Source organism: Streptomyces roseolus (assembly GCF_014649855.1).
Lineage (GTDB): Bacteria > Actinomycetota > Actinomycetes > Streptomycetales > Streptomycetaceae > Streptomyces > Streptomyces roseolus.
Map to the genome: position 1 here is coordinate 179601 of NZ_BMTV01000001.1, position 11423 is coordinate 191023.

The 11423-nt window shown below is 74.6% G+C and carries 9 protein-coding genes; 3 read left to right on the forward strand and 6 right to left on the reverse strand.

The genetic code is table 11. The features are described 5' to 3' along the window. Positions 1-11: 11 nt before the first annotated feature. Positions 12-917, forward strand: a complete 906-nt coding sequence (locus tag IE245_RS00815; RefSeq protein WP_189944599.1) for a LysR family transcriptional regulator — start codon at positions 12-14, stop codon at positions 915-917. Positions 918-1027: 110 nt separating this feature from the next. On the opposite strand, the gene IE245_RS00820 is transcribed toward IE245_RS00815, so the two are convergent. From IE245_RS00820 to IE245_RS00845, 6 genes are all read right to left on the reverse strand, one after another. After that, positions 1028-2116 carry a 3-oxoacyl-ACP synthase III family protein gene (locus tag IE245_RS00820; RefSeq protein WP_189944600.1) on the reverse strand — a complete coding sequence of 363 codons (1089 nt, stop codon included), beginning with the start codon at positions 2114-2116 and terminating at the stop codon, positions 1028-1030. A gap of 26 nt (positions 2117-2142) precedes the next feature. Then, complete coding sequence (locus IE245_RS00825; RefSeq protein ID WP_189944601.1) at positions 2143-2862, reverse strand: HAD family hydrolase; 720 nt, start codon at positions 2860-2862, stop codon at positions 2143-2145. Next, positions 2862-3938, reverse strand: a complete 1077-nt coding sequence (locus IE245_RS00830; RefSeq protein ID WP_189944602.1) for a ScbA/BarX family gamma-butyrolactone biosynthesis protein — start codon at positions 3936-3938, stop codon at positions 2862-2864. The genes IE245_RS00825 and IE245_RS00830 overlap by 1 nt, the downstream gene beginning before the upstream one ends. 92 nt (positions 3939-4030) lie before the next feature. After that, complete coding sequence (locus tag IE245_RS00835; RefSeq protein ID WP_189944603.1) at positions 4031-5086, reverse strand: ketoacyl-ACP synthase III family protein; 1056 nt, start codon at positions 5084-5086, stop codon at positions 4031-4033. Beyond that, a complete protein-coding gene (locus IE245_RS00840; RefSeq protein ID WP_189944604.1) occupies positions 5083-6582 on the reverse strand; it encodes an FAD-dependent oxidoreductase in 1500 nt (499 codons plus the stop codon). The genes IE245_RS00835 and IE245_RS00840 overlap by 4 nt, the downstream gene beginning before the upstream one ends. Before the next feature lie 128 nt (positions 6583-6710). Continuing rightward, positions 6711-8192, reverse strand: a complete 1482-nt coding sequence (locus tag IE245_RS00845; protein WP_229851016.1) for an MFS transporter — start codon at positions 8190-8192, stop codon at positions 6711-6713. A gap of 151 nt (positions 8193-8343) precedes the next feature. Here IE245_RS00845 and IE245_RS00850 point away from each other — a divergent pair, with 151 nt between their 5' ends. After that, the gene (locus IE245_RS00850) at positions 8344-8742 is read left to right on the forward strand and encodes a nuclear transport factor 2 family protein (protein ID WP_189944605.1); all 399 of its coding nucleotides are present in this window, start codon (positions 8344-8346) and stop codon (positions 8740-8742) included. A gap of 34 nt (positions 8743-8776) precedes the next feature. Further along, positions 8777-11245 carry an alpha/beta fold hydrolase gene (locus IE245_RS00855; protein ID WP_229851017.1) on the forward strand — a complete coding sequence of 823 codons (2469 nt, stop codon included), beginning with the start codon at positions 8777-8779 and terminating at the stop codon, positions 11243-11245. The last annotated feature ends 178 nt before the right edge of the window (positions 11246-11423 follow it).

An 11423-nucleotide genomic window follows, 5' to 3' on the forward strand; every position in this document is an offset into this window, starting at 1 on the left:
AGCCTGGCCCGGTGACTCCTGACGCCCGGCTGCTGCGCTACTTCCTCGCGGTCGCCGAGGAACGCAACTTCACGCGCGCCGCCGAGCGGCTGCACATCGCGCAGTCCGCGCTGAGCGCGCAGATCCGCCTCCTGGAGAGCCGGCTCGGCGTCCGGCTGCTCACCCGCACCACCCGGACGGTCGAGCTCACCGAGGCCGGCCGGGCCGCCCTCGAACGCGGTCCCGCCGCCCTGGAGGCGCTGGAGGAGGTGTGGGAGGCGGCCCGGCGCACGGGGCGCGGCGAGCGGGGGCCGCTGCGGCTCGCCTACAGCGCGACCACCGGGTACGGGACGGTGCCGCAGCTGGTGGAGGCCCTGGCGGAGCGCCATCCGGAGATCCGGGTCAGCGCGGAGATGACGCGGACGCCGGCCATCGCGCAGGCGATCCGGGAGGGCCGCGCGGACGCGGGGGTGGTCCGCGACTCGCCCCCGGTCGACGGGGTGCGGACCCGGCTGCTGCGCGAGGCGGCACAGGGGCTGCTGGTCTCCGAGGACCACCCGCTGGCCGGCGTCGCGTCGGCGCGCCTGGCGGACGCGGCTGCGTACCCCGTGCTCGTCCACGCCCGGGAGGCGAACCCGACCGCGTACGACGCCCTCGTCGGGATGTTCGTACGGGTCGGGCTGCGGGCGGAACTGGTGGAGCGGCCGATGGCCTTCGACCCCACCCAGCGGCTGCTGCGCGACGGGCAGGCGGTCGGCCTGGTGCCGGAGACGTCCCGGGACGGGCTGGCCGACTGGCTGCGCTGGGTCCCGCTGGAGGACGCGCCGCCGCAGCGGATCCACCTGGCGCTGCCGGACGGCCCGCTCGCACCGGTGGCGGCCCGGTTCGAGGAGGCGGCGCTGGCGCTGGCGGCGGCGGAGGGCTGGCTCCCGGCCTGAGCGCAGGTGACGGTGCCCTGCCGGTCCGTACGCGCGTGACGGCGCCCTCCCGACTCGTACGCGCGTACGGGTCGGGAGGGCGCAGGGCACGACCGGGGGCGGCCCCGGGACTACAGGCCCGCCGGGAGCAGGGGGATCAGCCCCCCGCGCCGCCCGGCGGACGGCCGCGCGGCGCCGGCCGCGACGGAGGCGGCCCCGGCGTGCGCCGTCGGGGCCCAGCTGACCAGGGCGGATCCCAGCGACATCCCGCCGCCGAACGCGGTGAGCACCAGCAGGTCGCCCTCGTCGAGGAGGCCCGCGCGGTGCACCTCGTCGAGGGTGACGGGCACGGACGCGGCGCCCGTGTTGCCGTACCGCTCCAGGGACAGGTGCATGGCGGCCGCGCCGAGCCCGAGCCGGGGCCTGACCTCGGCCAGCATGACGCCGTTGGCCTGGTGCGGGACGAGGTGCGCGACGTCCTCGCCCCGGGTGCCCGAGCGCTCCAGGAGGTCGCGGACGGCGGCGGGCAGGCGCTCGTTCACGAACGCGCGCACGCCCCGCCCGTCCATGCGGAAGAAGTGCCCGCCGTCCTCCAGGGTCTCGGCCGACGCGGGCCGCCGGCTGCCGCCCGCGGGCACGCTGATCAGGCCGTGCGCGCCGCCCTCGGTGCGCAGGTCGGTCCGCAGGATTCCGCGTTCCGCGGGCACGGGCCCCAGTACGACGGCCCCCGCGCCGTCGCCGAAGAGGATCGCCGTCCTGCGGTCCGAGTAGTCGAGGATCCGCGAGTAGACGTCGGCGCCGATGACGAGGCCGTACCCGTCGCCGCCGTCCGCGCGCAGCATCCGCTCGGTGACGGACAGGCCGTAGACGAAGCCGCTGCACACCGCGTTGATGTCGAAGCAGGCCGCCCGCCGCGCGCCGATCAGGTCCTGCACGATGCCGGCCGTCGCGGGCTGCGGGTGGTCGGGCGTCGACGTGGCCACGACGAGGTAGGACACGTCCGCCGGGCTCAGGCCGCACTGGGCGAGGGCCGCCCGCGCGGCCTCGGCGGCGAGGTCCGAGGTGGCCTCGTGCGGGGCCGCCCGGCGGCGTTCCCGGATGCCGGTCTTGCGCACGATCCATTCGTCGGAGACTCCCGCGGCGCGGGCTATCTCCTCGTTGCCTACCACCTGTTCGGGCAGCCGGGAGCCGGTGCCCACGATCCCGATGGGGTTGTGCATGGCCTCTCCTGAGGGTGGGTGGAAGCTCATCGGATGCCGCTCGCCGCCGGTTCCGGCGCCGGGGCGGCGGCCGGGGCCGTCGCCAGACGCTCCCAGCCCCGCCGTGCGGCGTGCTCGGCGAGCACCGGGTCGTCGCCGATCACGACCGCCTGCCCGGCGAAGGCCAGCAGTTCGGCGTCGGTGGCGTGGTCGCCGTAGGCGGTGCACGCGGCCCGGTCCAGTCCGCGCACGGCCGCGACCGCGCGCGCCGCCCGGCCCTTGGCGTCCCCGATCATCGGGGTGACCACCTCGCCGGTGAGCACGCCGGCGCGGACCACGGGGCGGGTGCCGATCGCCCAGTCGGCCCCGAGGTGGGCGCGGACCGGGTCCAGGCAGGCGAAGAAGGAGCCGGACAGCAGGACCACGAACTCGCCCCGCTCCTTGTGCCGTTCGAGCCGGGCCACCGTCTCGCCCAGGAAGACGTCGCCGCCCGTCAGCAGCGCGTCGAACCAGGCCCGGCCGGTCTCGGCGAGCTCGGCCCGGCGCTCGCCCGCGTACAGCCGGTAGTAGTCGCGGTTGATCTCCGCGCGGGGGACGCCGCGCGCCGCGTCCCGGTGCAGTCCCGCCGTCAGGCGGTCGTACGTGCCGTCCGGCTCGCCGCGGCGGGCCAGGTGGAAGCGGAGGAAGGAGAACATGCTCTTGACCCGGACGAGCGTCTCGTCGACGTCGAAGAAGGCCGCCCCGGGACGGGCGTTCCCGCCCGCCATCAGCCCAGGTCCCCGAGGCGCGAGAAGCCGAGGCCGAAGAGGCATATCGACTCGCCGTCCTGCCGGGCGTCGACCCGCACCCGGAGCTGGTCGACGCCGGCCCGGTCGCCCTCGCCGCCGTCCTCGCCCAGCTCCACCAGTCCGCCCTGCGTGTAGTACGCCCCGGCGGCGTCGCGGTCGGACCGGAGGACCTCGCCGACCTCCGCCGTCAGCTCCGTGGCGTGCTCCAGCTCGCCGAAGCGGCTGAAGACCACCGACAGGTCCGTGGGGAAGGTCCGCGACGGGGACATGCCGTGCACTTCGAGCGCCCCGAACAGGGCGAGCTGGCGGGCCGCCTCGGCGAGCACCATGCCGGGCAGGTGGTCCTGCGGGTGGTCGAACATGCTCGGGTGGTCGCCCGGGACGCGCAGCAGCGCCTCCGCCGTGGCGCCCTCCCGCGCGGCGTGGTCGATCACGACGTTGTCGCTGTTCTTCCGGCCGACGCGGTACGGCTCGACCGAGCCGCCGCGGCCGGTGTGCGGGTAGGCGTCCGAGCTGGGCAGCGCCTTGCCGTCGCGGTTGCGCAGCCGCAGCGCCAGGTAGTCCTCGGGGGACTTGAACCGCAGGCCGACCGAGGCGCGGCCGATGACGGTGCCCCGCACGTCGATGTCGATGTCGTAGTCGAGGCCGGTGGTCAGGCCCTCGCGCCTGCGGTGGCCGGAGACGGTGACCCGCAGGGTCATCGCGCACGGCGCCGCGCCGACGACGATCCGTTCCGGGCGCGTCAGGTGGATGCGCAGGTGGGTGAGGATGAACTTGTGGCCGGTGGGGACCCCGTAGAAGGCGTGCGCGCCGGCCAGGGCCGACTGCCTGCAGGCCTCCAGGAGCAGCACCGGGTCGTACATGCTCGGGCGGAGCAGGTGGTCGCCGTAGTAGGCGTGCGAGCGGGGCAGCTGGGCGCCCGCGAGGTAGCCGGTGTCGTCGACCGGCTTCAGGTCGGTGAGGAACACCTCGCCCACCGAGTCGCGGTGCACCAGGCCGCGGTCGACGGTGCGCGCGTAGCTCAGTTCGGGCGCCTCGGGAAGCGTTGCGGTCATGGAAGGAACCTGCCTTGTCGTGGGATGGGACGTGACGTGGTTCTCGGGGTGGAACGGTTCGGTGTGGGCCGCGGTACGGGACGGGGCCGGACTCAAGCGGCCCGCTCCAGGAGCGCGCCGGTCCAGGTGAAGCCGGCGCCGGCGCCGAGCAGGAGGACCCGGTCCCCGGGCGCCGTCCCGCCCTGGTCGGTGAGGTGGTGCAGACCGGCGATCTGGTCGCCGGTGCCCAGGTGGCCGACGGTGCGGCCGAAGTCCCACAGGGACCGGTCGCGGCCGCCGGGGAACTCGGGGAAGTAGTTCTCGGTGAGGAGCGGCAGCCCCAGGTTGGGGTAGACGACGTGGCGCAGGGCCGGGTCGTCGCCGTCCGGGAGCAGCGCGGCGCGGATCTCCCGGACCGCCGCGCGGGTGCTGTCGCGCAGCTGGTCCTTGCCCCGCTCGGCCAGGTAGCGCCGCTTGGCCGAGCGGACGTCGTGCTCGGCCGCCAGCAGCTCGGGCCGTTCGGGCGCGGGCGCCTCGTCCCGGTGCAGGCCCTCCAGGTGCGGGGCGCTGACCGTGTGCCGGCGCAGCATCCGCCAGCCGCCGCGGCGGTCGCTCCCCGGGGGCTGCGAGGTGAGGACGGCGGCGGCCGCGCCGTCCCCGTAGACGATGCCGTAGTCGGCGGTGAAGCGGTCGAACCCGGAGGAGCCGAACCGGTCGGCGGCGACGACCAGGGCCGTGCCGCGGCCGCGCCCCCGGAGGAATCCGGCGGCCATGTCGAGGACGAGCATCTGGGCGTTGCAGCCCTGGTTGACGGTGAGCGGCAGCGCCTGCGGGCAGCCGAGTTCGGACTGCAGCCAGGAGGCCGGCGCCCACAGCCGCTTGTGGCCGTGGCGGTGTATGGACGTGAGCACGACCAGGTCGAGTTCCCGCGCCTCGACGCGGGCGGCGCACAGGGCGTCGCGGGCCGCGCGGAGCGCCATGTCGGCCGGGTAGAGCGTCTCCTCGGCGCAGACGGTGGCGTATCCGGTGGCGCGGATCCGGTCGCCTTCGCCGCTCGGGTCGTACGCTTCGGCGGCCTTCTCGACGTCGACGCGCTCGGGCAGGTGGCTGCCGGTGCCGGCGATCGTGACGATCTCGGTCCCGGGGATGGTCGGGGCGGCCCGGTTCACGCGGCCACCTCCTCTCGTCGGTGGTCCGGTGTGCCGTCCGGCCGGCGCGTGTCCGGGGCGAGGACGGCCGCGACGTGCCGGTCCGGGCGGACCAGGACCGCGTCCGCGCCGGCGGGCAGCCAGGCGGACTGGCGGGTGGACAGGGCCAGGCCGCGGGTGCCCGCCGGGAGCGCCCCACGGTACGCCTCCGGGCGGACGCCGGGGCGGAACAGCGCGACGGGACGGCTCGGGTGGGGTACGTGGCCGGGCACGCGGGCGCCCGGGACGAGCTGGTGCGTCTCCCGGCGCGGCAGCGCGTCGGCGGGCCGCTCGGCGTACGTGGTGTAGAGCTGGCTCCACGCCTCGGCGTATCCGGCGAGGGACTCCCGGACGCGCCGGTGCAGGTCCTGGGTGGTCGCCTCCCGCATGGCCTGGAGCAGGCCGATGGCGCTGGTGGCCCGGCCCACCTCTGCGGCGGCGTGGCGGCGCTCCCGGGCGTAGTCGGCCAGGACGCCGTCGCCGGCCCGGCCCTCGACGAGGGCGGCCAGCCGCCAGGCGAGGGCGGTCGCGTCGGCGAAGCCGGTGTTCATGGCCTGGCCGCCGGCGGGCGAGTTGAGGTGGGCGGCGTCGCCGGCGAGGACGGCCCGGCCGCTGTGGAAGCCGGCGGCGAGCCGCTCGTGCACCTGGTAGTGGGCGAGCCGGTCGGTGCGCGCGAGGCGGAGCGTGGCGCCGAAGCCCAGCGCGTCGACGGCCCGGGCGAACGCGGCGCCGGTGACCCCCTCGTCGCGTCCGAGGAGTTCGGGGGCGGCGGGGCCGGCGACGCGGACGAGACCGCCGGGCAGGGGCAGCAGCGAGACGGCGCCGCCGGGGCCCACGTACATCGCCGACGTGTCGGGGTCGACCGCCTGCTGGGGGCTGCCCTCGGCGAGGAGGTAGCTCATGGGGTAGGTGATGCCGTCGAAGGCGAGGCCGAGTCGCCGGCGGACGTCGCTGCCCGCGCCGTCCGCGCCGACCAGGTAGCGGGCCGGGACGGTGAAGGTGCCGTGCGCGGTGGCGAGTTCGACGAGGAGCTGTCCGCCGGGCCCGTCCGTCCTGTGGTCCTCGTAGCGGACCGAGCGGAGCAGCCGGCCGCCGCGCTCGGTGAACGCCGTGGCCAGCGTCCGCTCCACCGCGGGCTGCGGGACGTTGAGGTAGTAGGGGTAGGGGGTGTCGAGTCCGGCGAACTCGACGGTGTGGACGGCGCCGTGGTGGAGGTGGAAGGCGATGCGCCGCTGGCGCACCCCCTGCCGTTCCAGTCCGGCGCGCAGGCCGAGGTCCTCGAGGGCCTCCAGGCTCGCCGCGTGCACCATGACGGCGCGCGTCCGCGGGTCGACGTCCGGGGCGCGGTCGATGACGGTGCACTCGATGCCTCGGCGGCGCAGTTCGCATCCGAGCATCAGCCCGGTGGGTCCCGCACCGACGATCAGGACGTCGGTGCCGTCGCCCGGGAACGCCCCGGATTCGGGAGGGTGGTTCATCGTTCTCCTCTCGCGCGGGAGGCGGAAGGCGGAAGCGGAGCGGGACGGAACGGAGCGGTGGGGGTGCCGGTGGCCGCGGCCGGGGCCGGGGGTGGACCCCGGCCGCGGGTTCGGGGGGTGCCGTCCGGTCAGTCGGTGCCGGCCGCGGCGCGGCGCTTGACGAAGAGCGCGACGAGCAGGCCGACGGCGATCAGGATCAGGCCGTTGGCGAGGATGGCGACGTTGATGCCGTGGAGCGTGGCGGCCTCGGCGGAGGAGTCCCCGCTCGCGCGGATCTGGGCGACCGCGATGGCGCTCATGATCGGGATGCCGATGGTGATGCTGACCTGCTGGGTCAGGGTGGTGATGCCGGTGGCCAGGCCCTGCTGCTCGTCGGGCAGGCCGGAGGTGGCCGTGACCATGAAGCCGACGATGGCGACGACGTGGGCGTAGCTGCTGAGGAAGGCCAGGCCGAGCACGGCGTAGAGCCAGCCGCGGGCGTCGCCGGCGAAGTACAGCGCGCCGACGGTGATGCCCTGGACGACGAGGCCGGCCACCAGGACCGCGCTGCTGCCGCCGAGGACGCCGATCCAGCGCGGGGCGGTGACGCCGCCGAGGAAGGCGCCGACGCCGAGCACGCCGAAGGTCAGTCCGGTCGCCATCGCCGAGTACCCCAGCACGTCCTGGAGGTACAGGGTGATCAGGAAGATCATGGCGGTGAAGCCGATGAAGGTGGCGGCGCCGCCGATGTTGCCCCAGGTCACGCTCCGCAGGCCCAGGACGCGCAGCGGGGCCAGCGGCTCCGGGGCGCGCAGCTCGATGAGGCCGAAGGCGATCAGCAGGACGACACCGACGGCCAGGGAGACCAGGGTGGTCGTGTTCGCCCAGCCGTACTGGCCGGCCGCGGAGATGCCGTACACGAGGGCGATGAGGCCGGCGCTGACGGTGACGGCTCCGGGGATGTCCAGCTTGCCGCCGCGGCGCACCTCGCCCTTGGCGAGGAGCATCGGGGCGACGACGATCAGCAGGACGCCGATCGGGACGTTGATGAAGAAGCCCCAGCGCCAGCTCAGCACGTCGGTGAGCAGGCCGCCGAGGATGGCGCCGCAGGTGAATCCGGCGGAGAGCATGGCGCCGTTGAGGCCGAGGGCACGGTCGCGCAGCGGGCCCTCGGGGAACGAGGTGGTGAGCAGCGCCAGGCCGGCGGGGGTGACCATCGCGGTGGCCAGGCCCTGGGCGACGCGGGCGGCGAGCAGCGGCCCCGACGAGTCCACCAGGCCGCCGAGCAGGGAGGCGACGGTGAGGAGGGCGAGGCCGGCGAGGAACACCTTGCGGGCGCCGACGAGGTCGGCGATGCGGCCGAACAGCAGGCTGAAGCCGGCCGCGCTCAGGGCGAAGGTGGTGGCGATCCACTGCAGGTTCTCCTGGGAGAAGTGCAGTTCACGGCCGATGACGGGGACGGCCACGTTCATGATCGAGAAGTCCACGGCCAGGGTGAACTGGGCGCCGAGGAGGAGGAAGAGCACCATTGTCTGACGGCGCGTCATCTTCCCGTCGGCCGGCGCCGGGGGCGGCGTCGCCGCCGGCGGCCGTCCCTCCAGCGTCTCCCCGGACTGGTTGATCGTTGACATGAGAGGCCTTTCGCTTCCTGTCGGTTGATTAGGCGTCGAGCATCCGGGGAAGAACCGAAGGCGAGCCAGTACCCGCCCCTTCATATGGCCGCCGTGGGTACCACTGGCCGGGTCTGTCTCGTGACGCGATGCCGTGCGTACCGTTCCGGCCATGACCGCAGACACCCGTTCCACCGTCGAGGCGTTCTTCGCCCGCGTCAGCAAGGGCGACGTCGAAGGCGCCCTGGAGTTCATCGCCGAGCCGGTCGACTGGTTCACCCCCGGCGACACCGCGCTCATCCCGTGGATGGGCCCGCGGAAGAGCCGCTCCGACGTCCGCGCCTTCTTCGAGATGGCCGGCGCGCACATGACCCCCGAGTCCTTCGAGACCGCCCACACGCTCGTCGACGGCGAACTCGCCGTCGTCCTCGGCTCCTTCCGGTACCGCGTGAACGCGACGGGCAAGAGCTTCGCCTCGGAGTTCGCGCTCGAACTCCGCGTCACCGACGGGAAGATCACCCGCTACCACATGCACGAGGACAGCTACGCCATCTCCCTGGCCTTCCACTGAGCCGACCCGATCCGCGAGCACGCAGGAGACCACCATGTCGAACGAGAACGAGTGCGATGTGCTCGTCGTCGGCGCCGGCCCGACCGGACTCACCGCGGCCTGCGAGTTGCTGCGGCGCGGGGTCAGGGTGCGGCTGATCGACTCCGCGGCGGGCCCGAGCGTCTACTCCAAGGCCATGCTCGTCTGGCCGCGCACCCTCGACATCCTCGAGGACCTGGGCCTCTCGGAGCACCTGCGGGACGTGTCCGTGGAGCTCCGCCGGATGACCTACTACTCGGAGAAGCAGCCGGTGTCCCGGATGCGGATGACCGAGGGCATGGCCCCGTACTGCCTGCCCCAGCGCAGCACCGAGGAGATCCTCACCGCCGGGCTCAAGGGCCTCGGCGGCTCCATCGAGCGCGGGGTGCGGCTCCTCGCCCTGCACGGCGTCGACTTCTCCGGCGCCATCGCGCCCGGCGGCGACGTCACCGCCACCCTCGAACACTCCGACGGCTCCGTCGAGCGGTTCACCGTGCCCTGGGTGATCGGCGCGGACGGTGCCGCCAGCGCCGTGCGCAACCAGCTCGGCATCGCCTACGAGGGGGCGACGTACGAGAACCGCTTCCTCATCACCGACGCCCGCATCGAGAACAACCCGCTGGCCCCCGACGAGATCCACTACCACCAGTCCCGGCTGGGCGTCCTGGCGATCGTCCCGCAGCCGCACGGCCTGTACCGCTTCTTCACCAACGCGCCCGCCGGACTCACCGAGGGCACCCTCGACGACATGCAGCGCCTGGTCGACATGCGCGGCCCCGGCGGGCTGCGCCTCGTCGACCCCGACTGGGTCACCACCTTCCGGCTGCACCGCAGGCGCGCCGCCTCCTTCCAGCTGAGCCGGGTCTTCCTGGCCGGGGACGCGGCGCACGCGCACAGCCCGATGGGCGGCCAGGGCCTGAACACGGGCATGCAGGACGCGCAGAACCTGGCGTGGAAGCTGGCCTCGGTGGTGCGGGGGCACGCGAGGCCCGAGCTGCTCGCCACGTACACCCCGGAGCGCGCCCCGGTGGCCGACGCCGTGGTCCGCGACACCGATCTGCAGACCCGCGCGGCCATGTGGACCGGCACCGGCCAGGTCCTGCTGCGCGACACGGCGATGAAGGCGCTCGACCGCACCCGCGCCCTCGACCGCTTCTACCTGCCGGTCGCGGCCGGCCGGCGCTGGGTGTACGCGCCCGCGCCGGGAGCCGCCCGGGGGCAGCGGGCGCACCGCACCAGCTGGTGCTCGCTCAGGTCCACGCTGCGCCGGCACGCCCGCGAAGGGGCGGCCCTGCCCCGTGAACTCGCCGTCGAGCTGGGCCTGGCCGGCCCCGGAGCCGACCCCGGTCCGTTCGCGGTGCTGGTCTCCCCCGACCCCCGGCGGGCCGCCGGGGCGGACCTCGCCGAGGCGGTGCGCCGGCTCGCGCAGCCCTTCGGCCGCGCGGTCCGCGTGGTGGACGTGGCGGCGGCGGCGCGCCGCGGCGGGCGGGGCCGGAAGGCCGACCTCCCCCGGCGCGCGGCCCGCGAACTGCACTGCGGACGGCCGGGTTTCCACCTGGTCCGCCCCGACGGCCACATCGTCCTGCACGGACACCGCGAGGACCTCGACGAACTGCACGCGGAGCTCGGGCGCCTGCTGCTGCCCCAGCCCGCCACCGACCATGACACCGACCGGGCGATCCGGTCCACCGGCACTCCCCTGGAGGCAACCATGGCCGTGACCGGCCGCTACGTTCCGCCCGCCCGCGTCGTCGGGGACGGCCCGCACAAGGTGATCGTGCTGCACTCGCTGTTCGGCGGGCACGAGACCTTCAGCGCCTGGTGGCCGTACCTGGACGGGAGCCGGTTCAGCTACGCCTTCATGGACGCGCGGGGCTTCAGCGACGCGCTCGACGAGGCGGGCACGTACAGCACGGACGAGATCGCCTCGGACGTGCTGACGCTCGCCGACCACCTCGGCTGGCAGGAGTTCTCCCTGATAGGCCACTCGCTGGGCGGCCAGCCGGCCCAGCAGGTGCTGCTCAAGGCCCCGGACCGGGTGCGCAAGCTGATCGGCCTCAGCCCGGTGCCGGCCTCCGGCATGCCGATCCCGGACGAGGACTTCCCGCTGTTCGCCGAGGCGGCGCACAAGGTGGAGAACCGCCGGATCGTCATCAACCTGACGACGGGCGACAAGCTCTCGTCGACCTGGGTGAACGCCTGGGCGGAGGCGTCGATGAAGGCGGTCGGCCCGGTCGCCTTCCGCAGCTACCTGGACTCCTTCCGCACCACGGACTTCTCGGCCCGGATCACCGGGGCCGAGGTGCCGGCCCTCGTGGTCGTGGGCGAGAACGACCCGGCGGTCACCGCCGAGGCGATGAACGAGACCTGGATGAAGCACTACCCCCACGGCGAGCTGGCGGTCATCGGCAACTCGGGGCACTACCCCATGGTCGAGACGCCCATCGCGCTGGCCACGCTGCTCGAGGACTTCCTCGCGAAGTAGTCCGCGAGGAGGCGGCGGATATCCGGTATTCCACCTGTCGGTTGCCCGGATATCCGCCGCGATTCGCCTCCCGCCCGACGGCCGCGGGCGCGCCGGCCGGCGGGTGTCGCCGGCCTTCCCCGGCGCCCCTGTTCCCCGGATCCCTGGTACCTCCCCCGCCAGGGGCCCGAGCCGTGCG